The organism is Brevundimonas mediterranea (genome assembly GCF_011064825.1).
GTDB lineage: Bacteria > Pseudomonadota > Alphaproteobacteria > Caulobacterales > Caulobacteraceae > Brevundimonas > Brevundimonas mediterranea_A.
The window spans coordinates 44,791-66,114 of sequence record NZ_CP048751.1 but is presented as its reverse complement, the minus strand read 5'-3'; the positions used below and the strand labels follow the sequence as shown (position 1 = coordinate 66,114).

General features: G+C 68.0%; 23 protein-coding genes. 14 read left to right on the top strand and 9 right to left on the bottom strand.

Features of this window, described 5'->3' with window-relative positions:
- Nucleotides 1-89 precede the first annotated feature (89 nt).
- Nucleotides 90-2,711 (top strand): TonB-dependent receptor domain-containing protein, encoded by a 2,622-nt coding sequence (locus GYM46_RS00355; RefSeq protein WP_008264278.1) that lies wholly within the window; start codon nucleotides 90-92, stop codon nucleotides 2,709-2,711.
- A 14-nt stretch (nucleotides 2,712-2,725) separates the two neighbouring features.
- Here GYM46_RS00355 and GYM46_RS00350 read toward each other — a convergent pair whose 3' ends face one another.
- Nucleotides 2,726-4,429, bottom strand: a complete 1,704-nt coding sequence (locus tag GYM46_RS00350; RefSeq protein WP_164952569.1) for an ATP-binding protein — start codon at nucleotides 4,427-4,429, stop codon at nucleotides 2,726-2,728.
- Here GYM46_RS00350 and GYM46_RS16910 point away from each other — a divergent pair.
- Both GYM46_RS16910 and GYM46_RS00345 read left to right on the top strand, forming a co-directional pair.
- Nucleotides 4,419-4,553 (top strand): hypothetical protein, encoded by a 135-nt coding sequence (locus tag GYM46_RS16910; RefSeq protein WP_255343239.1) that lies wholly within the window; start codon nucleotides 4,419-4,421, stop codon nucleotides 4,551-4,553. The genes GYM46_RS00350 and GYM46_RS16910 overlap by 11 nt on opposite strands.
- A gap of 93 nt (nucleotides 4,554-4,646) precedes the next feature.
- Nucleotides 4,647-4,994: an ArsC family reductase gene (locus tag GYM46_RS00345; RefSeq protein WP_008260879.1), complete on the top strand. Its 348-nt coding sequence runs from the start codon at nucleotides 4,647-4,649 to the stop codon at nucleotides 4,992-4,994.
- Between the two features lie 12 nt (nucleotides 4,995-5,006).
- On the opposite strand, the gene GYM46_RS00340 is transcribed toward GYM46_RS00345, so the two are convergent.
- Nucleotides 5,007-5,246, bottom strand: a complete 240-nt coding sequence (locus GYM46_RS00340; protein WP_008259809.1) for a DUF2188 domain-containing protein — start codon at nucleotides 5,244-5,246, stop codon at nucleotides 5,007-5,009.
- A gap of 185 nt (nucleotides 5,247-5,431) precedes the next feature.
- Between GYM46_RS00340 and GYM46_RS00335 the strand changes: the two genes are divergently transcribed.
- The 9 genes from GYM46_RS00335 to GYM46_RS00295 all read left to right on the top strand — a co-directional run bounded on the left by GYM46_RS00335 (nucleotide 5,432) and on the right by GYM46_RS00295 (nucleotide 12,771).
- Nucleotides 5,432-5,827: a DUF6249 domain-containing protein gene (locus GYM46_RS00335; RefSeq protein WP_008264372.1), complete on the top strand. Its 396-nt coding sequence runs from the start codon at nucleotides 5,432-5,434 to the stop codon at nucleotides 5,825-5,827.
- A gap of 24 nt (nucleotides 5,828-5,851) precedes the next feature.
- Nucleotides 5,852-6,409 carry an RNA polymerase sigma factor gene (locus tag GYM46_RS00330; RefSeq protein WP_008263098.1) on the top strand — a complete coding sequence of 186 codons (558 nt, stop codon included), beginning with the start codon at nucleotides 5,852-5,854 and terminating at the stop codon, nucleotides 6,407-6,409.
- Nucleotides 6,399-6,800, top strand: coding sequence for a hypothetical protein (locus tag GYM46_RS00325; protein ID WP_035307401.1), 402 nt, complete (start codon nucleotides 6,399-6,401; stop codon nucleotides 6,798-6,800). The genes GYM46_RS00330 and GYM46_RS00325 overlap by 11 nt, the downstream gene beginning before the upstream one ends.
- Nucleotides 6,801-6,858: 58 nt before the next feature.
- Complete coding sequence (gene panB / locus GYM46_RS00320; protein WP_008262535.1) at nucleotides 6,859-7,695, top strand: 3-methyl-2-oxobutanoate hydroxymethyltransferase; 837 nt, start codon at nucleotides 6,859-6,861, stop codon at nucleotides 7,693-7,695.
- 79 nt (nucleotides 7,696-7,774) lie between these two features.
- Nucleotides 7,775-8,521 carry a tetratricopeptide repeat protein gene (locus GYM46_RS00315; protein ID WP_008263930.1) on the top strand — a complete coding sequence of 249 codons (747 nt, stop codon included), beginning with the start codon at nucleotides 7,775-7,777 and terminating at the stop codon, nucleotides 8,519-8,521.
- Nucleotides 8,522-8,544: 23 nt separating this feature from the next.
- Entirely contained in the window at nucleotides 8,545-9,924 is a 1,380-nt protein-coding gene (locus tag GYM46_RS00310; protein ID WP_040349441.1) for a PQQ-binding-like beta-propeller repeat protein, read from the top strand.
- A gap of 32 nt (nucleotides 9,925-9,956) precedes the next feature.
- Nucleotides 9,957-11,576, top strand: coding sequence for a ribosome biogenesis GTPase Der (gene der, locus GYM46_RS00305; RefSeq protein ID WP_008259997.1), 1,620 nt, complete (start codon nucleotides 9,957-9,959; stop codon nucleotides 11,574-11,576).
- A 7-nt stretch (nucleotides 11,577-11,583) separates the two neighbouring features.
- Entirely contained in the window at nucleotides 11,584-12,042 is a 459-nt protein-coding gene (locus tag GYM46_RS00300) for an NUDIX hydrolase (RefSeq protein ID WP_008261740.1), read from the top strand.
- A 102-nt stretch (nucleotides 12,043-12,144) separates the two neighbouring features.
- Nucleotides 12,145-12,771: a methyltransferase family protein gene (locus tag GYM46_RS00295; RefSeq protein WP_008262980.1), complete on the top strand. Its 627-nt coding sequence runs from the start codon at nucleotides 12,145-12,147 to the stop codon at nucleotides 12,769-12,771.
- On the opposite strand, the gene GYM46_RS00290 is transcribed toward GYM46_RS00295, so the two are convergent.
- Nucleotides 12,768-13,670: an AraC family transcriptional regulator gene (locus GYM46_RS00290; protein WP_232216227.1), complete on the bottom strand. Its 903-nt coding sequence runs from the start codon at nucleotides 13,668-13,670 to the stop codon at nucleotides 12,768-12,770. The two genes, GYM46_RS00295 and GYM46_RS00290, sit on opposite strands and share 4 nt — an antisense overlap.
- 144 nt (nucleotides 13,671-13,814) lie before the next feature.
- Between GYM46_RS00290 and GYM46_RS00285 the strand changes: the two genes are divergently transcribed.
- Nucleotides 13,815-14,702 (top strand): oxidoreductase, encoded by an 888-nt coding sequence (locus GYM46_RS00285; RefSeq protein WP_008258709.1) that lies wholly within the window; start codon nucleotides 13,815-13,817, stop codon nucleotides 14,700-14,702.
- On the opposite strand, the gene GYM46_RS00280 is transcribed toward GYM46_RS00285, so the two are convergent.
- The 5 genes from GYM46_RS00280 to radA all read right to left on the bottom strand — a co-directional run bounded on the left by GYM46_RS00280 (nucleotide 14,703) and on the right by radA (nucleotide 19,444).
- Nucleotides 14,703-15,455, bottom strand: coding sequence for an SDR family NAD(P)-dependent oxidoreductase (locus GYM46_RS00280; RefSeq protein WP_040349442.1), 753 nt, complete (start codon nucleotides 15,453-15,455; stop codon nucleotides 14,703-14,705).
- A gap of 127 nt (nucleotides 15,456-15,582) precedes the next feature.
- Nucleotides 15,583-15,897, bottom strand: coding sequence for a hypothetical protein (locus GYM46_RS00275; RefSeq protein WP_156796413.1), 315 nt, complete (start codon nucleotides 15,895-15,897; stop codon nucleotides 15,583-15,585).
- Nucleotides 15,898-15,906: 9 nt separating this feature from the next.
- Nucleotides 15,907-17,412, bottom strand: coding sequence for an amidophosphoribosyltransferase (purF, locus tag GYM46_RS00270; RefSeq protein ID WP_008260342.1), 1,506 nt, complete (start codon nucleotides 17,410-17,412; stop codon nucleotides 15,907-15,909).
- A 27-nt stretch (nucleotides 17,413-17,439) separates the two neighbouring features.
- On the bottom strand, nucleotides 17,440-18,036 hold the full coding sequence (locus tag GYM46_RS00265; RefSeq protein ID WP_008258948.1) for a CvpA family protein: 597 nt from the start codon (nucleotides 18,034-18,036) through the stop codon (nucleotides 17,440-17,442).
- 28 nt (nucleotides 18,037-18,064) lie between these two features.
- Nucleotides 18,065-19,444, bottom strand: coding sequence for a DNA repair protein RadA (gene radA / locus GYM46_RS00260; protein ID WP_035307418.1), 1,380 nt, complete (start codon nucleotides 19,442-19,444; stop codon nucleotides 18,065-18,067).
- A 198-nt stretch (nucleotides 19,445-19,642) separates the two neighbouring features.
- Between radA and GYM46_RS00255 the strand changes: the two genes are divergently transcribed.
- Nucleotides 19,643-20,284, top strand: a complete 642-nt coding sequence (locus GYM46_RS00255) for a Yip1 family protein (protein WP_008259991.1) — start codon at nucleotides 19,643-19,645, stop codon at nucleotides 20,282-20,284.
- Here the strand turns inward: GYM46_RS00255 and alr are convergent.
- Complete coding sequence (gene alr / locus GYM46_RS00250) at nucleotides 20,278-21,318, bottom strand: alanine racemase (RefSeq protein ID WP_008261600.1); 1,041 nt, start codon at nucleotides 21,316-21,318, stop codon at nucleotides 20,278-20,280. The two genes, GYM46_RS00255 and alr, sit on opposite strands and share 7 nt — an antisense overlap.
- Nucleotides 21,319-21,324 lie beyond the last annotated feature (6 nt).

The following is a 21,324-nucleotide window of genomic DNA, read 5'->3' as shown; positions in this document are numbered from 1 at the left end:
ACCGATAATTTGCAAATCTGCAAAATTGCTCTTTCGCAAAATACACGCCCTCGCTAGAAGCCGCCGTCACGGTTTTGGGGAGCACAGACATGGCGCGGCGTAAAATCCTGATGGCGACGGCTTCGGTCGCCTGGCTGGCGGGCGTGTGTGCGGTTCAGGCGCAGGAGGGGCCGTCGCGCGTGGACGATATCGTCGTCACCGGATCGCGCATCGCCGGCGGCGACCGGATCGCGCCGGTCGAGACTTTGGAGCGGAACGTCATCGCGGCCGCCGGCGCCGCCGACGCTTCGCAACTGGTCCGCCTGATCACCGCCAACTCGGGCTCCGAGGCCCAGGTGGATCAGCTGAACCAGCCGCAGAGCTCGGGCACGGCCCAGTTCAATCTGCGCAATCTCGGCCTGGGTTCGACCCTGGTCCTGGTCGACGGCCAGCGCTGGACGACCAGCGCCGTGGTGGCGACCGACGGCTCGGCCTTCGTCGACATCAATTCGCTCGTTCCCATGATCGCCCTGCAGCGGGTCGAGGTGGCCAGGGACGGCGCCTCGGCCGTCTATGGCTCGGACGCCGTGGCCGGGGTGGTCAATTTCATCACCCGTCACAATGTGGCGGAGCCCGAGATCAGCGCCAAATACGCCGTGGCCGACGGATCGGAAGAGAGCGTGATCCAGGCCGTCGGCGGTCTTGCGCTGCTGGGCGGCGACCTGACCCTGGCGGCCTCGCATTTCCACCGGTCGGCGCTCAGCACCGACGAGCGCGACTTCACCCAGGCGGACCGTTACGGCCGCGCGTCCTGGACCGCCGTGACCAGCTACGGTCAGCCGGGCTCCTATTACCGGCCCGGCACGGGGGGCTATGCGCCGGACCCGGCCTGCGACAATCCCGCCTTCGACGCCGCCTATCGCAACAGCGCCGGCGACGCCTTCTGCCGCCTCGACTATTCCGACTTCTTCGACCTGACGCCGGAGGAGACGCGCACCCAGGTCTTCGCCGACTATCGCCGTCCGGTCGGGGACATGAGCCTGTCGCTTCAGGCGGCCTGGTCAACCTCCGAAACCCGCGCCCGCCAGACGCCGTCGCTGCCCATCCTGGCCCAGTCCCTGACCGTGCCGGCCTCGCACCCCGACAATCCGTTCAGCGAGGACGTCCTGTTCCGGGGCCGGCTTCTGGGCGCAGAGGCCGGGGCTTCGACCGCCGTGTTCGAGTATGAGACATGGCGACTGGCGGCCGGTCTGGACGGTGACTTCGCCGGCGGCTGGACCTGGAGCCTGGCCGCGACCGCCAGCCGCCAGCATGTCGCCTATGACAAGCCGGACGTGATCGGCAGCGCGCTGCGGAACGCCCTGAATGGTCTGGGCGGCGCCGGCTGCGATGCGGCGACGGGGTCGCCGGGCGTCGGCGCCTGTCAGTATTTCAATCCCTTCGGCAGCGCCTATCTCGGGACCGGCACGGCCAACAGCGCCGAACTGATCGACAGCCTGACCGGCTCAACCGGTCTGCGCGGCGCGTCCAGCCTGACCACGGCCGACGCCTCGACCGGCGGTCAGGCCCTGGCCTGGGCCGGGGGGCGGGTCGATGTGGCCCTGGGCGCCCAGTATCGCCGCAGCGCCTTCCGTCACGACTGGAGCGATCTGGTCAACGCCGGCGAACTGCTGACCGCCGGGTTCTCGCCCGACTTCGAGGGCGACCAGCAAACCCTGGCCGGCTTCGCCGAGGCTCGCATCCACCTGGGCGACCGGATCGAGGCGCAACTGGCCGGGCGTTATGAGTCCTATGACGGCGATCAGGGGCGGTTCAGCCCCAAGGCGGCGGTCCGCTGGGACGTGACCGACGCCCTGGCGCTGCGCGCCTCGTGGGGGCAGGGGTTCCGCGCCCCGTCCGTCTACGCCCAGTCCGGCGCCCAGGCCTCTCAGCCGTCGGTGTTCGATCGGGGGGCGTTCGTCTTCGTCAACACCCTGACCTCGGGCGACGCCGACCTGAAACCCGAAAAGTCCGAGAGCCTGACCTTCGGCGCCCTGTGGCGTCCGATCAAGGGGCTGGAACTGGGCCTGGACGCCTGGCGCTTCGACTATGCCGACCAGGTGGTCAAGGAGTCGGCCCAGGCGATCATCGATCAGGCGGCGGCCGATACGGCGGCGGGCCGCACCGGCACGGACGCCCAGTCGCGCATCACCCGTTCGGCCGGCGGCGCCTTGACCTTCGTCCAGCTCTATTTCGTCAACGCCTCTTCCATCGAGACGCAGGGGATCGACCTGGCGGCGCGTTACGGTCGCGATCTGTGGGGCGGTCGGGCCTCGGCCTCGGCGACCTGGACCTATGTGGACCGTTACGACATCCGGCTCAGCGACGGCGCGGCCCAGGTGTCGGGCGTGGGCTCGACCAATCTGAACAATATCGGCCGGTCCCTGCCGCGCAATCGCGGCGAGTTCGCCCTGTCCTGGAGCGGCGGCGGTCATGCCCTGACCGGCCTGGTCCACTACACAGCCGGTTATCGTAATGACCGCAGCGGGATCAACGACACCACCATCGCCAGCCAGACCACCGTCGATCTGCTCTACACCCGCACGCTCGGCCTCGATCTCGACCTGGCCCTGGGCTTGGTCAATCTGGCGGACAAGGCGCCGCCTCTGGCCCAGTACGCCTTCGGCTACGACCCGGTCGTCGCCGATCCGCGTGGACGGGTGTTCAGCCTGGGCCTGACGAAACGGTTCTGATCAGGGCGCTGGAGTCAGGCGGCCAGAGGATGCGCGGGGGGAAGGGCGGCGCTCATCGCCTCGATCAGCATATGGATGTCCAGCGGCTTGGCGACGAAGCCGTCCAGACCGGCCTCGCGGCCCTGTTGGCGCACCGACGCGGAGACGTCGCCGGACAACAGGATCAGGGGCGTGCGCTGGCCGGGCGTCTCTTCGGCGCGAATCCGGCGGGCGGCCTCGAAGCCGTCGCAGAGCGGCATGCGCAGGTCCAGCAGCACCAGATCATAGGCGCCCTCACGCCAGGCGGCCACAGCCTGGTCGCCGTTTTCGACCACCGTCAGCTCGACGCCCAGACTGGGCAGGATGGCGGACAGAACCTGGCGATTCACGGCGTTGTCGTCGGCCGCCAGGACGTGCAGGTCGGCCAGGCTTCTTGCGCTCTCGGGCTCGGTCGTGGCCGAACGCCCGCGTTGCAGCGGAAGCTCCAGGGTGAAGCAGGAGCCCTGACCGACCGCGCTGGTCACGGTGATGTCGCCCCCCATCATCCGCGCCAGCGAGCGCGAGATCGCCAGGCCCAGGCCGGTGCCGCCGTGCGTATGCGCGGTTTCGGCGCTGGCCTGCGCATAGGGTGAGAACAGGCGGCCCAGGGTGGCTTCATTCATGCCCATGCCGCTGTCACGCACGGCGATCCGAAGCAGGCCTGCGCTCGGGACGTCGACGGACAAGGCCACTTCGCCCTGATCGGTGAACTTCACGGCGTTCGAGATCAGATTGGCCAGGATCTGGCCGATCCGCACCTTGTCCCCGATCCAGTCGCCCGCCGCTTCGGGCGCGATGTCGATCCGCAGCGGCACGCCCTTCTTGCGCGCCGTCTCGCCGAAGGCGGTCTCCATGCGCGCGAGCAGACGCGTCAGGTCGAAATCGGCCTCCAGCAACTCCAGGCGTCCTGCCTCGATCTTCGACGCGTCCAGCAGATCGTTGAGCAGGGCCGTCAGGGTTTCTCCCGATTCAAGCGCGACCTCGAGCCGTTCCTTCTGGGTCGCCGCCATCGGCTCGGCCGCCATGGCCTGCAACATGCCCAGCATGCCGTTCAGCGGCGTGCGGATCTCGTGGCTGACGACGGCCAGGGTTCGCGTCTTGGCCTTGGCGAAGGCCACGGCTTCGCGTTCACGTCGCGCCGAGGCGCGGACGGCCCAAAGACCCAGGCTCGTCCCGAACCCCAGCGCCGCCAGGCCGACACCGCCGACGACGATCCGTGCGGTCGTATAGGCGCGATCACGCGCCTCCTCGCTTTCCTGGGCCGCCAAGGCCTCCTCCGCACGAAGATCGTCCAGCAATTGGCGCACCTCGCCCATCGCGACTCGACCACGCTCCGCCAGGGCGGGATCGGCGATCTGGCTTTGGGGGCGGGCCAGCTGAGGGCTTGCATAGACGGAACGCCAGCGGTTGAGCCCCTCACGCAGGGCGTCCAGTCGGGCTGTCTGCTGCGGACTGTCGCTCGACAGACGGTAGAGGGTCTGCAGTTCTTCGCTGAACTTCGCCTGGCCTGCAAAATAGGGTTCGAGCGCAGCCGGTTCGCCCCTGCTTTCTCCGTATCCCCTGATGCCGGTTTCCTGATCCAGGCTGGACGCCAGAAGATCGGCCGCCGCGGTTTCGACGACCCGGGTGTGGTGAACCGCGCGGTCTGCGGCCTCTATGGTGGACAGGTTCCCGAACACCACGACGATCATGGCGGCCATCATCGCCGTCATCGTCGCCATCATGGAGACTGCGGACAGCGCCGCCCTGGTCCTCATCAAGGCCAGGACACGTTTTGAAGCGGCGCGGATCGACATGGGAAACCGTGTTCTGGCGGGGCGATGAGTATTGGGTTCCCGCTCATGAACAGCGGGTTTCCAAGCTTGTCAGGAGGACTATCTACAGGCACAGCGGCCGCCCCAAGGAAAAGGACCGCCCATGACCGTCGTCCTCTACGGCATTCCCAACTGCGACACCGTCAAGAAGGCCCGCGTCTGGCTGGACCAGCACGGCGTCGAATATGTCTTTCATGACTACAAGAAGGCTGGCGTCGACCCGGTCCAACTGGGCCAGTGGATCGACGACCACGGCTGGGAGACGGTGTTGAATCGCGCCGGCACGACCTTCAGGAAACTGCCCGAGGCCGACCGGGCGGACATTGATCGGGACAAGGCCGTCGCCCTGATGACGGCCCAGCCCTCGATGATCAAGCGGCCGGTTCTGGATCTGGGGGACCGGCGCCTGGTCGGCTTCAAGCCCGAAGCCTACGCCGCCGTCTTTGAATAGGGGCGGGGGCCGTCAGTCTTCGACGTCGGTCGCCGGGCGGTCGTGTCCGTCGGCGCTTTCCGTGACCCAGCGGCCGTCGGAGGTTTCGTATTCGATGGCGGCGTTCTCGTCCGGCACCTTCTGTTCGCGCGCGGCCCGGACCGCAGCGGCCTTGGCGGCCTCGTGGGTGGCGAAGGTCTCGGAATAGGTGCCTCCGGACTGGTAGGCCCACCCGCCGTCGTGCTCGACGATGCGATAGGTGACGTGGGCCATGGGAATCTCCTTCAGGGGGTCAGGCCATGACGTTAGCCCGAACCCGTTGTCGCGTCATGGGCTTCGCTTCGCGACCTTACAAAGATTTCACGTCGGGCCGCGCATCCGTACGCGCATCCCACAGCCTCTTGTGATCAGAAGGCCGCCACATCAGGCTGTCGCATCGGATCAAGAGAGAGTTCATCATGGGCGCTACACCCGTCTTCATCGTCTTCATCGTCTTCACCGCGATCGTCGCCGTGATTGTCGGGCCATCGTTCCTGAAAAATCGGGAGCGCCGCGAGATGCAACTGACGGTAAGGCACGCGGTCGACAAGGGCCAGACCCTTCCGCCCGAGTTGATCGACGCCATGACCAAGGACGTGCAGAAAGGGCTGCCGTCGCGCAGCAAGGACATCCGCAAGGGCGTGCTCAGCCTGGCGAGCGGCGTGGGTATCGCCGGATTTGCGTTCACGGTCGGCGGGTTCACCAGTCAATGGGGCGGAAATGGCGAGGGGCCTCTGCTGGGTCTGGCCTGCATCCCCGTCGCTATCGGCATCGCCTTCATCATCCTGGGCTTGTTCAACCCGAACAAAGACTGACGTCCGCCGGAAGGGGGGAACGTCATGATCAAACCACTCAGAGATCTCCACGACGTCGAGCTGGCCGCCCAGGCGGCGGCCGGCGGACGGCGGGAGTATGGCGAACTGGTCCGTCGGCACGGGTCGGCGGTCCGGGGCCTGCTCCGCCGCATGGGCGCGGCGCCGTCCCTGGCCGACGACGTGGCCCAGGACGCCTTCCTGCAAGGCTTCCAGCGCTGCTCGGAGTTCCGGGGGCAGGGGACTTTCGCCGGTTGGATCAAGAAGATCGCCGCGCGCCTTTATCTGAAGCGCGTCGCGCGCGAGGCCCGCTATGTCGCGGAAGTCGAGGCGGACGAGGCCGACGTCGTGGTCGATCACGCCGGCTTCATGGACCTGGACGAAGCGATGAAGACGCTCAACGAAACCGAACGGGTCTGCGTCTCCCTGTGCCACGGCGCAGGAATGTCCCACCCCGAAATCGCGGCGGCCATGAATTTGCCGCTCGGCACGGTGAAGTCTCATGTCAAACGTGGTCTGGATAAACTCCGCGCCCGGCTTCAGCCGGCGCAGGCATCAGGCGGGAGGTCGACCCATGTCGGCTGATGAATTCGATCCGATGATCGAGCGGCTGTTCGCGCAGAGCCCGCGACTGGCCGACGAGGGCCTGTTTCTGGCGACCGTCCAGGCCAGTATGGAGAAACGGTCGCGCTGGCGCACCCTGGCCCTGACCGGGGCCGGCCTGGTCGGCGGCGTCCTGGCGGTGCGCGAGGGGGTGAATTTCAACTTCTCTGCAGACGGAGAGACGACTCTGACGCAGGGCGTGCGGACGGCGGCGGCGACGGCTCAGGGCGCGGCCCAATCTGGGCTGGAGGGCTTGGGTGTCGGATCGTTCGATCTGATGGACGGGTCGGGCATGATGGCCTTCTGGATCGTGGCTGGAGCCCTCGTCGCCGTGCTGGCGGCGGGCCTGGTGAAACTGTCTCAGGACGTGTGAGGGTGACTTGCGGGATCGCGGGGCTTATCTGACCCGACTTGAAGTCAGGAGCCTCTCGATGTCCGTTCACACCCAGGAGACGATCAAGCGCGTCTCCGTGCCTGATATCGCTGGCCGCAAGGGCGGCGAGCCCATCGTCTGCCTGACCGCCTATGACGCGCCGATGGCGGGCCTGCTGGATCCGCACTGCGATGTTCTGCTGGTCGGCGACAGCCTGGGCATGGCGGTGCATGGCCTGCCGAACACCGTGGGCGTGACGCTGGAGATGATGATCCTGCACGGCCAGGCGGTGGTGCGGGGATCGCGTCGGGCCCTGGTCGTCGTCGACATGCCCTTCGGCTCGTATGAGGGCGGCAAGGAAGCCGCCTATGACAACTGCGTGCGCGTCATGAAGGAAACCGGCGCCCAGGCGGTCAAGCTGGAGACCAGCGTCGAACTGGCCGAGATCGTCGCCTTCCTTGTCAAGCGCGGCATCCCGGTCATGGGTCATGTCGGGCTGCGTCCCCAGGCGATTCTGGCCGAGGGCGCTTTCAAGGCCAAGGGCCGCACCGATTTCGAGCGGGACCGTGTCATGGCGGAAGCCCGGGCCACGGCCGAGGCCGGCGCCTTCTGCATCGTCATCGAGGGCGTGGCCGAATCGCTGGCGCGCGAGATCACCGAGAGCATCGACGTCCCCACCATCGGCATCGGCGCCTCGGCCGCCTGCGACGGCCAGGTTCTGGTGGTCAACGACATGCTGGGACTGTTCGACTGGACCCCGAAATTCGTGCGCAAATACGCGGATCTGCGCACCGAGATCGACCGCGCGGCGGCCGCTTTCGCCAATGATGTGAAAACCCGCCGTTTTCCTGCCGAAGTCGAGACCTACTTCTCGAAAAAGCCGGCTTCGCAGTAACGGGCTACGTTGCGGCGGCAAGGGCGAACCTCTAGGGTCCGCGCCGGTTTGCTTTTAGCGATTTTGGGGCGACGTTTCAGTGGTTGATGTCTTCGAGCAGGTCGAGGAGGAGCTTCGCTCCGACCGGTACAAGCGCCTGGCCCGCACCTGGCTGCCCGTCGTGGGCGTCATTCTGGTGGTCGCCCTGGTCGCCGCCCTGGGCTGGTGGGGCTGGGACAGCCTGAATTCGAGCAAGGCCGCCAAGGGCGCCGAGGCCTATGATCGCGGCATGGAGGCCCTGCGCGCCGAAAAGCCCGCCGAGGCCCGTCTCGCCTTCGAGGAGACGGTCAAGGAAGGCAACGACGCCTACAAGGTCCTGGCCCTGCAGCAGCAGGCCGGCCTGGCCGTGACCGCCGACAAGATCCCTGACGCCGTCCGCCTGTTCGACCAGGCCGCCAAGACCTCCAGCGATCCGATCCTGTCGGACCCGGCGGCGTTCAAGGCGGCCCTGCTGATCATGGACACCGCGCCCCTGGCCGACATCGAGGCTCGCCTGACGCCCCTGGCCGAAGACAAGCGCCCGCTGCACGCCTTCGCCCAGGAAGCCCTGGCCCTGGCCCGCCTGCAACATGGCAAGACCAAGGAAGCCCGCGAGGCCTTCGTCCTGCTGCAACTGGGACAGGACGTGCCTGATGATGTTCGTCAGCGCGCCAACATTGCTGTCGCCACGATCGACGCCGGCACGGCGGGGGCGCTCAAGAGCATCGCCGATGCGGCCAAGAACGCGGCTCCGCCGGCCGCCGGCGCCGCCAATGCGCCCACTTCCATCGCCCCGGCCCAACAGTGACGACCCCCTACAGGACGCCCAAGATGAACCGAGTTCTGAAAGTCGCGCTGATCTGCGGCGTCGCCGCCACCATGGCCTCATGCGGCACGGTCAGCCGTAACCTGCCGTTCGGCCTGGGCAAGAAGGACGACGCCAAGGCGACCGCCTCGGCCGGCGAACGCATCTCGGTGCTCGAGTTCGAACAGCAGCTGGCGCCGTCGGCCGCCCTGTCCGGCCGCGACTACTTCCTGCCGGGACCCCAGGCCGCCACGGCCTGGACCCAGCCGGGCGGGACCTCGGAAAACCTGGTCGAACACGTTATCGCGGCCCCCAATTTCCAGATCGCCTGGAAGCGCAGCGTGGGCGAGGGCTCGGCCCGCGTCGGCAATGTCATGGCGCCCATCGTCGCCGCCGACGGCAAGATCTTCGTGCTGGACGGCGAATCGACCGTCTCGGCCGTCTCGGCCGACACCGGCGACATCCTGTGGAAGGTCAACGTCAAGGACGCCGAGCGTGACCGCAGCGGCGGCTTCGGCGGCGGCGTCGCCTTCGCCGGCGGCAAGGTCTTCGTCTCGTCCGGCTATCGCTCGGTGACGGCCCTGGACGCCGCCACCGGCGCCGTGGTCTGGACCCAGCAGGTCGATTCCCCGATCCACGGCGCCCCGACGGTCGTCGGCGCCCACGTCTTCGTCGTCGATGTGGACAGCCAGCTGTTCGCCTTCGACGTCAACAGCGGCGCCCAGGACTGGACCTATCGCGGCATCGCCGAGCCGGCGCGCGTCATGCGCGCCTCCAGCCCGGCCGTGACCGGAAACACCGTCATTGCGCCGTTCTCGTCGGGCCAGCTGGTCGCGCTCAGCGCCCTGAACGGCCAGCCGCTGTGGGAACAGACCCTGTCGCGCACCAGCCGCACCAGCGCCCTGTCGGAAGTCCGCGACGTCGCCGGCCGCCCCGTCATCAGCCGGGGCATGGTCTATGGCGTCAGCCATTCGGGCGTTCTTTCGGCCCTGGACCTGCGCTCGGGTCAGCCCAAGTGGCAGCTGCCGGTCACCGGCGTGAACGCCCCCCTGCCGGTGGGCGACGTGGTCTTCATCGTCTCCACCTCGGGCGAGCTGATCACCGCCAATCGCGACACGGGCCAGATCTACTGGACCCGCGAACTGAACGAGGGGCGCAAGCGCAAGGTCGGCGGGTTCCTCAACTTCGGCCGTCGGACCATCTATCCCCAATGGTCGGGGCCGCTGCTGGCTTCAAACCGCCTGGTGATGGTCAACTCCTACGGCGAGGCCGTGGCCTTTGATCCCAAGACGGGCGTCGCCCAGACGACGCTGAAACTGGGCGCCCCCGCCTATATCGCCCCCGCCGCCTACAACGGCGCCCTGTACGTGCTGACCGACAACGGCCAGCTGATCTGCATTCGCTGACTCTTCAGCCCGAATTAAGCTAGAAAGCCGAAATGGCTCTGAAGGTCGCGATTGTCGGCCGCCCCAATGTGGGCAAATCGACACTGTTCAACCGCCTCGTCGGCAAGCGTCTCGCGCTTGTCGATGATCGCCCCGGCGTGACCCGCGACCGGCGCTACGCCGACGGCAATATCGGCGACATGGACCTGACGCTGATCGACACGGCGGGCTACGAGGACGTCACCGACGACAGCCTGGAAGCCCGGATGCGCGAGCAGACCGAGGCCGCGCTCGAAGACGCCGAACTGGTCATGTTCATGATGGACGCCCGCGAAGGCGTCACCTCGCTGGACCGGATCTTCGCCGAGCGTCTGCGCAAGGTGCACAAGCCCATCATCCTGCTGGCCAACAAGTCCGAGAGCCGCGAGAGCGGCGGCGGCGTCGGCGAGGCGCACGCCCTGGGCTTCGGCGAACCCGTCGCCATCTCGGCCGAGCACGGCGAGGGCATGGCCGACCTGTACAAGGCCATCCGCACGGCGTCCGAAGACATCTTCATCGAAGAGATCGACGAGCCGGACAAGCCGATCCGCATCGCCGTCATCGGTCGTCCCAACGCAGGCAAGTCCACTCTGATCAACCGTCTGATCGGCGACGACCGCCTGCTGACCGGACCGGAAGCGGGCATCACCCGCGACTCCATCTCGGTCGACTGGACGTTCGAGGGCAAGAACATCCGCCTGGTCGATACGGCCGGCATGCGTCGCAAGGCGCGCGTGCAGGAGAAGCTGGAGAAGCTGTCGGTCGCCGACACCATCCGCGCCATCACCTTCGCCGAAGTCGTCATCCTGATGATGGACAAGGACGACGCCTTCGACACCCAGGATCTGCAACTGGCCGACCTGGTCGAGCGCGAAGGCCGCGCCCTGGTCTATGTCGCGTCCAAATGGGATCTGGAAGACGAGCCCCAGGCCCGCATGGCCAAGCTGAAGGGCATGGCCGAGGACAAGCTGCCGCAACTGAAGGGCTCGCCCTTCGTGGCCCTGTCCTCGCACTCGGGCCGGGGCGTCGAACGCCTGATGCCGGCCGTGCTCCAGGCCTATGACACCTGGTCGGTCAAGGTGAAGACCAAGGACCTGAACACCTGGCTGTCCATGGCCACCCAGCGGCACCCGCCCCCCGCCGTGGACGGCAAGCGGATCAAGCCGAAATACATCGCCCAGACCAAGGCCCGTCCGCCCACATTCGTGCTGATGGCCAACCGCGCCGAGTCGATGCCCGAGCATTACAAGCGCTATCTGGTCAACTCGATCCGCGAGAGCTTCGACCTGCCGGGCACGCCGATCCGGCTGAACGTCAAGTCCAGCGGCGTGAACCCCTATGCCGAGGGCGGCGCCAAGTCCGGGCCGGAACGCTACAAGGGCGACGCCAAGACCGCGCCGCGCCGGATCAAGAAGGCCGAGAAGGAAGAGGCCCTGTCCAAGCTGCCCGGCAAGGCGCTGGAGCAGAAGAAGACCCGCAAGGCCCAGCCCAAGGTCCTGGGCGGCCTGAAGTCCAGCGCGTCCAAGAAGGCCGGATCGTCGGTGGCGGTCCAGAAGGGCGCCCGCGGCGGCGCCCGCCAGGTCTCGCGCTCCGGGCGTATCCGCACCGGCCAAAAGGGCGGCGCCAAGAAGTGAGCCTGTGATGCAGGTCGCGCCCGTCCTTCCCGACCGGCCGACCTCGCGCTGGCTGATTCTGGACGGGCAGGGGCGGGTGCTGCTGTTCCGCTTCGTCTACGCCGATGGACCGATCGCAGGCACGGCCTTCTGGGCCACGCCCGGCGGCGGCTGCGAACCGGGCGAGACCTATGCCGACGCCGCGCGTCGCGAACTGTTCGAGGAAACCGGCCTGATCGTCGCCGATCCCGGGCCGGAAGTCGCCCGCCGCGTCGTCGATTTCCGCCTGCCCGACGGCCGCCTGTCCCATGTGGACCAGCGCTTCTTCCTGCTGCGCACCGAACCCTTCGAGCCCTCGCCGACCGGCTGGACCGAGGAAGAACGTCGCGTCCTGATCGAGCATCGCTGGTGGACGACGGCCCAAATTGCGGCGTCGGAAGATACGATCTGGCCGGACGATCTGCCCGAAATCCTCTCTACGTTGTAATGCTCCGCCTACGCCGTTTCGCGAGCGATTTTCGCTTGCAATTAAACTTCTTGCCACGTCGTAAAAAGCAGCGCTTGGGTTTTTGCTCCACTGGAGCGCGTCATGACAACGACCCAAATTTTCGATCTTCAAGCGGTTCAAAAGGTGCGCAAGGGCGCCGTCCTGATCGCCCTGCTGGCCCTGGTCGGCCTGACCATGGTGTCTCAGTCCGCTTTCGGCCTGGACAGCCCCATGCACGAAGGGGTGGAGGCCGTGGGTCTGGCCGCCATCGTCTTCGCCATCGTCGGCCGCGCCTGGTGTTCGCTCTATATCGGCGGGCGCAAGAAGGCCGAGATCGTGTCGCGCGGCCCGTATTCGATCAGCCGCAATCCGCTCTACATCTTCAGCTTCTTCGGCGCCTTCGGCATCGGCGCCCAGAGCGGCAGCCTGACCCTGGCGGTGCTGTTCACCCTCGCGTCCCTGGCGGTCTTCTATCTGACCGTTCGCCGCGAAGAGGCCTGGCTGGGCGCGACCTTCGGCGCCGCCTACGCCGCCTACAAGGCTCGCACGCCGCGCTTCCTGCCCAATTTCGCCCTGTGGCGTGACGAGGCCGAACTGTCGATCCGCCCGTCCTTCTTCCTGACCACTATCCGCGACGGCCTGGTCTTCCTTCTGGCCATCCCCCTGTTTGAGGCCATCGACCTGGCCCAGGCCGAAGGCTGGCTGAAGGTGCTGGCGCACCTGCCCTAGGCGGCTCGGATCCCGGCCAGCCCCTCGACCACCAGGGTCTCGCGCATCCGCGCCGCGTCCCGGCCGGGCGGCATACCGAACTGGCGGGCGTATTCGCGGCTGAACTGGGACGGGCTGTCGTAGCCGACCGCGAAACCCGTCTCCGCCGCCCCGTCGGCGCCGCTCAGCAGGCGGGCGCGGGCTTGTTGCAGCCGCACCTGCTTTTGGAACTGCAACGGGCTCATGGTCGTCACCGTCCGGAAATGCCGGTGGAAGGTCGACAGGCTCATCCCGGCCAGGTCCGACAGGGCCTCCAGCCGCATCGGCTCGGCGTAATGGGCGCGGATCCAGTTGATGGCGCGGCTGACGCCCGACAGGCGGCTTTCGGCCGAGCCGATCTGGCGCACCGTCGCGGCGTGCCGGCTGTGCAGCAGCCGCCACACCAGTTCCCGCTCGATCATCGGCGTCATCACCGCGATCTCGTGCGGCCGGTCCAGCAGACGCAGCAGGCGCGCCATCGGTTCCAGAAGTTCGTCCTCCAGCTGTGTCACATGGATGCCCGACGGCGGCGACGGGTCCGAGGCGGCAGGGGCGCCGATCTCCACCATCAGGCCGGCGATCGTCGCCGGGTTCAGGTCGAAGCTCAGGGCTCGGTACGGCGCTTCGATGATGCTGCCGCAGACCGGCAGTTCCGCCGACACCACCAGGCAGTCGCCGGCCCGATAGGAATAGACGGTCTCGCCGAGGATCGTCTGTTTGCCGCCGGACACCACCAGGCACAGCATGGGTTCATAGCCGACCGACACCATCCGCGTCGGCGCGTCGCTGCCATACAGGCGTAGACCCGGCACGGCCGAGCGCGACAGGTCGGGCGGCGCGTGGCGCGCGACGATGGCGCTCATTTCGGGCAAGAGGCTCATGTCCATATCCAACGCCTGTGGTGGCGCCCGCGCAAGCGGCGGTGCGCGCTTTGACAGAATCGTGCAAGACTTCGCCTGGATCGCCCTAACGCCTGGAAGGCGAAGGCGCGTCTTCTCCGTCCCGTCAGACAGAGGAGACATCTCATGACCACCCCATCCCGGAAGACCTGGTTCGTCACCGGCGCCGCCCGCGGCCTGGGCGCCGCCATCGCCCGCGCCGCTCTGGACGCCGGAGACCGGGTCGTCGTCGCCGGCCGCAACCGCGACGCCCTGGTCGAGGCCTTCGGTCCCGACAGCGACACGGTCCTGTCCGTGACGCTCGACGTCACCGACGCCGCAACCATCGCCGCCGCCGTCGAGGCGACGGTCGCCCGCTTCGGCCGCATCGACGTCCTGGTCAACAACGCCGGCTACGGCCACCTCGGCCTGTTCGAGGAGACCCGGCCCCAGGACGCCCGGACCCAGTTCGACACCAATGTCTTCGGCCTGTTCGACATGACCCGCGCCGTCCTGCCGGTCATGCGGGCCCAGCGGTCGGGCCATGTGTTCAACATCTCGTCGATCGGCGGCCTGCGGGGCGGCGAGAGCGGCTCGATCTACTGCGCGTCCAAGTTCGCCGTCGAAGGCTTCACCGAGTCGGTCGCCGCCGAGGTCAAACCGTTCGGCGTCCGCATGACCATTGTCGAGCCGGGCTTCTTCCGCACGGACTTCCTCGATTCGACCTCGGTCCGTTTCGCCGACAGTCCCATCGCGGACTACGCCGAGGCCTCGGCCGCCCTTCGCGCCTTCTATGAAGGGCGCAACCAGAACCAGGCCGGCGATCCGGCCAAGCTGGGCCAGGCCCTGGTGACCCTGGCGAATGCGGAAAACCCGCCCCTCCGCTGGTCGGCGGGCACCGACGCCGTCGCCGTGGTGGAGGGCAAGGCCGCCGACCTTCTCAGCGAACTGAACGCCTGGCGCGACCTGTCGGCTTCGACGGACGGAAGCTTCGCCTTCCGCGCGGAACCGGGGCTGGACACCGCCTGGAGCTGATCAGACCAGGGCCTCCGTCGTCGGCGCGTCCCGCCAGTCGCGGAACCGCACCGTCAGCGGCGGCGTCAGGTCGCCGCGCGCCAGCTCGACCATCAGCGGGCCGATCTCGGACGGGTGGGGCAGGGTCTGCGGATCCTCGCCGGGGAAGGCCTGGGCGCGCAGGGCGGTGCGCATCCGGCCGGGATCGACGATGCTGATGCGGATCGGGGTGCTCTCCACCTCGTCCGCCCAGGCCTTGACCAGGGCCTCGGCCCCGGCCTTGGTCGCGGCGTACATGCCCCAGAAGGCGCGCGGCGAGGTCGCGACGCTGGAGGTGAGGTGGATGGCCCGCCCGGCGTCGGAGGCGCGCAGCAGCGGCTCCAGCGAGCGGATCATCCGATAGACGGCGGTGAAATTGACCTTCTCGACCTTGGCGAATTCACGCGGGTCGGCATGGGCCACCGGCGTCAGGCCCGACGGCCCCATGGTGGCGGCGGCGTTGACCCAGACGTCCAGCTTCTTGAACCGTTCGAAGATGGCCCCGCCCAGTCGGTCGATTCCGCCGCCGTCGACCAGGTCGAACGGAACCAGGGTCGCGTGCTGGCCGGTGGCGGAGAAGACGGCGTCGTCCAGTTCCTCAAGCCCGCCCTGCGTCCGCGCTGTAGCGACCACATGGGCGCCGGCCTTCGCCAGGGCCAGGGCGCTCTCATAGCCGATGCCGCGCGAGGCCCCGACGACGAGGGCGATACGGTCTTTGAGGGGCAGGTCTGACATAGCCCTGCTTAGCGCGCGTGGGCGGCGGTCGCCAAGCGGGATCAGGCAGAAGGCGACCACAGGCTGAAGCTGACGCCCTGATCGTCAACGACCACGACATTGCGTCCCGTGGGCATCCGGATGCGGCTTAGTTTCGGCCGGAGGCTGCCTGGGCGAGGCTGTATGACGCCGCAGCGGCGACCAAGATCATCAGCAACCCGACGCCCAGCCAAACCATAGACGGGACGCGAATGCGGCGCTTGCCGGGGAGTAGCTGCCCCGCGCCCAAGCCCGTCGTCAAACCAGCGAGGGTCCAAGGCGACAGGGCGGCTTGGTTTCCCGCCAGGATCAGGTTGAAGACGAAGAACACCCCGACAATCGCCAAAAGTCGGCCGCCAAATCTGATCAGGAAGAGCCTCCCCTCCTGCAACTGGCTAGTTTGAACAGGGTTGTGCGCCATCAACCCAAGATATCAGGCGCTGACCAGCAGGGAAAGTTGCCGCGCCGAAACCTCCCGGCCGCCTTCCTCGATCTCGCGATCCAGCAGGCGGGTGGGGTAGTCGCCGGTGAAATAGTGGTCGGTGTACTGGGGACGGGCGTTGTTGCGGCCCGTCTCGCCCATGGCGCGGTACAGGCCGTCGATCGACAGGAAGCCCAGCGAATCGACCTCCAGCAGTTCGCGCATTTCTTCCAGCGTCTTGTTGGCCGCCAGCAGTTGCGCCCGTTCCGGCATGTCGATGCCGTAGAAGTCGGGGAACAGGATCTGCGGGCTGGCCGAGCGCAGGTGGACTTCCTTGGCGCCGGCGGCGCGAACGGCGCGGACCAGTTTGACCGAGGTGGTGCCGCGCACGATGGAATCGTCGATCAGCACGACCCGCTTGCCTTCCAGCGCCGACTTGTTGGGGCTGTGCTTCATGCGCACGCCCTTCTGCCGGGCGCCCTGACTGGGCTGGATGAAGGTGCGGCCCAGATAGTGGCTGCGGATGATGCCCATCTCGTAGGGGATGCCGCTCTCCTGGGCATAGCCCAGGGCCGCCGGCACGCCGGAGTCGGGCACCGGCACCACGATGTCGGCCTCGACACCCCATTCGCGGGCCAGGCCCCGGCCCATCTCCTTGCGGACCTCATAGACCGAGCAGCCGTTCACGACCGAATCCGGGCGCGAGAAATAGACGTATTCGAACAGGCAGGGACGGGCGGCGCGGGCCGGGAAGGGCTTGATCGATTCCAGGCCGTTCTCGTCGATGACCACGACCTCGCCGTGTTCGACGTCGCGCACGAAGGTGGCGCCCATCATGTCCAGGGCGCAGGTCTCGGACGCCAGCACCCAGGCCTCGCCGACCTGGCCCAGCACCAGCGGGCGGATGCCCAGCGGGTCGCGGGCGCCGATCATCTTGTGACGGGTCTGGGCGACCAGGGCGTAGCCGCCCTCGATCCGCGCCAGGGCGTCGATGAACCGGTCGACGATCTTGGCCTTACGGCTGCGGGCGATCAGGTGAAGAATGACTTCCGAGTCCGACGTCGACTGGAAGATGGCGCCTTCGCTGACCAGCTGGCCGTGCAGGAATTTGAAGTTGGTCAGATTGCCGTTGTGGGCGATGGCGATGCCGCCCTGGTCCAGGTCGGCGAACATCGGCTGGATATTGCGCAGGAAGCTGCCGCCGGCGGTCGAATAGCGGGTGTGGCCCACGGCCGCGCGGCCGGGCATGCGGGTCATCAGGTCGGCGCCGCCGAAGGCCTCGCCCACCAGGCCCTGGTGGCGTTCGGTGTGGAAACGCTCGTCCTTGACGCTGGCGATGCCGCAGGCTTCCTGGCCGCGATGCTGCAGGGCGTGGAGGCCCAGGGCGACGATGGCCGAGCCTTCGTCCTCGTCCGCCCCCCAGACGCCGCAGACGCCGCACTCCAGCCGCAGCTGGTCGTCCTCCGGCTCGCGCCAGTGCTCGCGGTGGACGACAGGATCGGCGATATGGTGGCGCATCGTGGGGCTCCGATGACCGGGGGAAACTTAAGGGGCGGCTTCGCGCGGCGAGTTAGTCTCGGATTGCGTCCGAGGCAAGGCTTCGTCGTTCGAAAACCCTTTGCGCACGGATGAATCGACCACGGGCGTGATCGCATCGGCGCCCCGCCCGATGCCGGGCAGGATGATCTGGATGGCGCGGGCGCCTACGGCGCTGACCTTGTAGAGGGCCGCCTCGCTGAGCCAGCGCGGCGTCCGTTCGCCCGGCATGGCCGCGACGATGACCAGATGGACGGCCCCCAGCAGCACCAGGGCCCGGCCCGCGCCGACAAAGACGCCGATGAACCGGTCGATCCCGCCCAGCTGCGGATGCGCCTGCGCCCGCTTCGACAGGAAGGAGCCGAACAGCCGGACGCCGAAATAGACGATGAAGAAGGCGACCACCGCCGCCAGTACGGTCCCCGCCCAGTCAGGATTGACCAGGGCGCGCCCCAGGATCGCCGTCCACGGCAGGGTCACCAGCGCCACCAGCGCGGCCAGCAGGGCGCTGAGCAGGGTGATGATCTCGCGCACCCCGCCGCGCACCCAGCCGGCGGCGGCGGAGAACAGGATCACCACGATGGCGAAGACGTCGTAACCGGTCACTCAGGGGTCCAGCGGCTGTTGCGTGCGTCTAATAGCGGTTTTGCGAGATTCGTTCGACCACATCCGTCAAACGCGTCGCCGACGTCACCTTGACCCCCTTGGTCTTGCCGCCGTTCTGGGCCAGGGGCGGGCAGAGCACATGTTCAAAGCCCAGTTTCTGGGCCTCCCGAACCCGCGCCTCGGCCCGGCCGACGCTGCGGACCTCGCCTGACAGGCCGATCTCGCCGAACACGACACAGCCCTGGGGCAGGGGCATGTCCAGGGCCGAGCTGATCAGGGCCGCCGCCGCCGCGAGGTCGGCCGCCGGCTCGTTGATCCGCAGGCCGCCGGCGACGTTCAGATAGACGTCCTTGTCCCCGAACCCCAGGCCGCACCGGGCCTCCAGCACCGCCAGCAGCATGGCCAGGCGACCGGAGTCCCAGCCCACCACCGCCCGCCGCGGCGTGCCATAGGCGGACGGGGCCACCAGGGCCTGAATCTCGACCAGCACGGGCCGCGATCCCTCGATCCCCGCGAAGACCGCCGCGCCGGGCGCCCGGTCCTTGCTGTCGCCCAGGAACAGAGCTGACGGATTGGCGACTTCCCTCAGGCCGCTGTCGCCCATTTCGAACACCCCGATCTCGTCGGTGGCGCCGAACCGGTTCTTGCCGGCGCGCAGGATGCGGAACGGATAGCCGCGCTCGCCCTCGAAGGTCATGACGGCGTCGACCAGGTGTTCGACCACGCGCGGCCCCGCGACCTGGCCGTCCTTGGTGACATGCCCGACCAGAACCACCGCCACCCCTTGCGTCTTGGCCAGCCGCACCATCTCGCCGGCGCAGGCCCGGACCTGGGTGATCGAGCCCGGCCCGCTCTCGTGGACGTCGGACCACAGGGTCTGGATCGAATCGACGATGACGATGTCGAACTGTTCGCGCTTCAGCGTGCCCAGGATGTCGCGCAGGGCCGTCGCCGCCGCCAGATTGACCGGCGCCTGTTCCAGCCCCATCCGCTTGGCCCGCGCCCGGATCTGTTCGACCGCCTCCTCGCCCGAGATATAGGCGATGCGCGCGCCCCTCAGGGCCGCCTTGGCCGCCACCTCCAGCAACAGGGTCGACTTGCCCACCCCCGGATCGCCGCTCAGCAGGATCGCCGAACCCGGCACCACGCCGCCGCCGCAGACCCGGTCGAACTCGGCCACGCCCGTGGTGATGCGGGGCGGTTCGGGGGTGTCGGACTGAAGCGTCTCGAACTGCAGGCCGCGCCCGCGCGCCGAGGCCGCCGCCGACGGCTTGATCGCGCCCGGCGGCGCCGACCGGCTCTCTTCCGTCAGGGTGTTCCACTGGCCGCACGACGCACATTGCCCCGACCATTTGCCGTGGACCGAGCCGCAGGACTGACAGACATAGAGGGCGGAATCGCGAGCCATGGGCATCCTTTAGCAGGCCGAAGGGCGGACGGACCGCCCAATCCGGTGGCCCTTTGCACCGTCGTCACGTCATTTCCGGTCGCAACCGCAACCTTTGCCGTAGTTCCGGGTTGAGATCGTGTCGCAAATGGCTTGCGTCGTCAGGTGACGTGACGTCAATATTCCGCTTCGCCCCCACTGTTTTACAGGCCCTTGTCCATGACCGAACCCTCCACCCCGTCGACGCAACCCGCCGTCGATCCGGCCCTGATCGCCCGGGTCAAGGGCATCATCCTGCAGCCGAAGACCGAATGGGCGCGCATCGACGGCGAGTTCGCCACGACCCGCAGCCTGTTCACCCGCTACGCCATGATCCTGGCCGCCATCGGCCCGATCTGCAGCCTGATCGGCGGCCAGCTTCTGCCCCTGTTCGGCACGCCCATGTCGATCCTCGGCGCGCTTCTGGTCGCGGTGGTCAGCTATGGGCTGTCCCTGGTCGCCGTCTATCTGCTGGGCCTGATCATCAACGCCCTGGCCCCCAGTTTCGGCGGGGCCAGCGATTCGGTCCAGGCGATGAAGGTGGCGGTCTATTCCTATACGGCCATGTGGCTGGTCGGGGTCTTCGGCCTGATCCCGATGCTGGGCGTCCTGGCCATCCTCGGCCTGTACAGCTTCTATCTGCTGTACCTGGGTCTGCCGATGCTGATGAAGGTCCCGGCGGACAAGGCTGTCGGCTATTTCATCGTCACGGTGATCCTGGGCCTGGTCATGACCTTCATCATCAACGCCATCGTCGGCATGATCGGCGCCAGTTTCTTGGTCGCCGGCGCCGGCATGGCGGCCATCACCGGCGGTTATTGACCGACATAGGCGCGGGGAACGCGGACGGTTACGGCGGTCAGCAGTTCATAGCTGATGGTCCCCGCCGCCGCCGCCGCCGCATCGATGGGGCGATGCGCCCCGAACAGTTCGACCCGGTCGCCGACCGCGACCTCCAGCCCGGTCACATCGACCGTGCAGACGTCCATCGAGATCCGGCCCAGCAGCGGCCGGGTCTCGCCTGCGACCCAGACCGCGCCGCGCGGCCCATAGGCCCGCAGGACCCCGTCCGCATAGCCCGCCGCGACCACAGCCGCCCGCATCGGTCGTTCGGCCACGAAACCGCGCGAATAGCCGACGCTCTCGCCCGTCCGCACGTCGCGCACCAGCAGGACCTCCGCCGTCAGAGCGGCGACGGGGGCGATCCGCTCGTCCGGCCGGCCCTCAGGTCCACCGCCGTACAGGCAGACGCCCGGCCGCACCGCGTCGAAGGCGAAGTCCGGCCCCAGGAAACAGCCGCCCGAATTAGCGAAGGACCGCGTCACGCCCGGATAGCGTTCGACCATGCCCGCGAACCGGTCACGCTGGCGCCGGTTCATCGGCTGGTCCGGTTCGTCGCCGCAGGCCAGGTGGCTCATGACCAGGCTCAGCCCGTCAAAGACTTCGGGCGCATCCTCCGGCCGGAAGCCCAGCCGGTTCAGGCCGGTGTCGATCTGTAGGCCGCAGGCTCCGCCGCCGGCCTCGGCCCAGGCCTTCATCTGCGCCGGCTGGTTCAGCACGGGCCGCAGGTCCGCCGCCTTCAACAGCCCCGCCGCCTCGCCGTGACAGCCGTCCAGCACATAGAGGACGGGCTCCGGGCCCAGCGCCGTCCGCAGGGCTGCGCCTTCGCCGGCCCGCGCCACGAAAAAGGTCCGCGCCCCTTCCGCCATCAAACGTTTCGCACAGGCCTCGGCCCCCAAGCCATAGGCGTCGGCCTTGACCACCGGATGCACCGGCACGCCGGTCACGGCCTCCAGGGTGTGAAAATTGCGGGCGAGCGCGTTCAGATCGACGGACAGCAGGGCGGGGGAGGGCATGGCGGC

Excerpts from the sequence above, each read along its gene's own strand:
- GYM46_RS00355 (WP_008264278.1), top strand. The coding sequence starts at position 90 with ATGGCGCGGCGTAAAATCCTGATGGCGACGGCTTCGGTCGCCTGGCTG.
- der (WP_008259997.1), top strand. The coding sequence starts at position 9,957 with ATGGCTCTGAAGGTCGCGATTGTCGGCCGCCCCAATGTGGGCAAATCG.
- GYM46_RS00295 (WP_008262980.1), top strand. The coding sequence starts at position 12,145 with ATGACAACGACCCAAATTTTCGATCTTCAAGCGGTTCAAAAGGTGCGC.
- purF (WP_008260342.1), bottom strand. The coding sequence starts at position 17,412 with ATGCGCCACCATATCGCCGATCCTGTCGTCCACCGCGAGCACTGGCGC.
- GYM46_RS00280 (WP_040349442.1), bottom strand. The coding sequence starts at position 15,455 with ATGTCAGACCTGCCCCTCAAAGACCGTATCGCCCTCGTCGTCGGGGCC.
- GYM46_RS00345 (WP_008260879.1), top strand. The coding sequence starts at position 4,647 with ATGACCGTCGTCCTCTACGGCATTCCCAACTGCGACACCGTCAAGAAG.
- GYM46_RS00325 (WP_035307401.1), top strand. The coding sequence starts at position 6,399 with ATGTCGGCTGATGAATTCGATCCGATGATCGAGCGGCTGTTCGCGCAG.
- radA (WP_035307418.1), bottom strand. The coding sequence starts at position 19,444 with ATGGCTCGCGATTCCGCCCTCTATGTCTGTCAGTCCTGCGGCTCGGTC.
- GYM46_RS00335 (WP_008264372.1), top strand. The coding sequence starts at position 5,432 with ATGGGCGCTACACCCGTCTTCATCGTCTTCATCGTCTTCACCGCGATC.
- GYM46_RS16910 (WP_255343239.1), top strand. The coding sequence starts at position 4,419 with ATGGCGGCCATCATCGCCGTCATCGTCGCCATCATGGAGACTGCGGAC.
- GYM46_RS00350 (WP_164952569.1), bottom strand. The coding sequence starts at position 4,429 with ATGGCCGCCATGATCGTCGTGGTGTTCGGGAACCTGTCCACCATAGAG.
- GYM46_RS00310 (WP_040349441.1), top strand. The coding sequence starts at position 8,545 with ATGAACCGAGTTCTGAAAGTCGCGCTGATCTGCGGCGTCGCCGCCACC.
- GYM46_RS00290 (WP_232216227.1), bottom strand. The coding sequence starts at position 13,670 with ATGAGCCTCTTGCCCGAAATGAGCGCCATCGTCGCGCGCCACGCGCCG.
- panB (WP_008262535.1), top strand. The coding sequence starts at position 6,859 with ATGTCCGTTCACACCCAGGAGACGATCAAGCGCGTCTCCGTGCCTGAT.
- GYM46_RS00255 (WP_008259991.1), top strand. The coding sequence starts at position 19,643 with ATGACCGAACCCTCCACCCCGTCGACGCAACCCGCCGTCGATCCGGCC.
- GYM46_RS00285 (WP_008258709.1), top strand. The coding sequence starts at position 13,815 with ATGACCACCCCATCCCGGAAGACCTGGTTCGTCACCGGCGCCGCCCGC.
- GYM46_RS00300 (WP_008261740.1), top strand. The coding sequence starts at position 11,584 with ATGCAGGTCGCGCCCGTCCTTCCCGACCGGCCGACCTCGCGCTGGCTG.
- alr (WP_008261600.1), bottom strand. The coding sequence starts at position 21,318 with ATGCCCTCCCCCGCCCTGCTGTCCGTCGATCTGAACGCGCTCGCCCGC.
- GYM46_RS00330 (WP_008263098.1), top strand. The coding sequence starts at position 5,852 with ATGATCAAACCACTCAGAGATCTCCACGACGTCGAGCTGGCCGCCCAG.
- GYM46_RS00340 (WP_008259809.1), bottom strand. The coding sequence starts at position 5,246 with ATGGCCCACGTCACCTATCGCATCGTCGAGCACGACGGCGGGTGGGCC.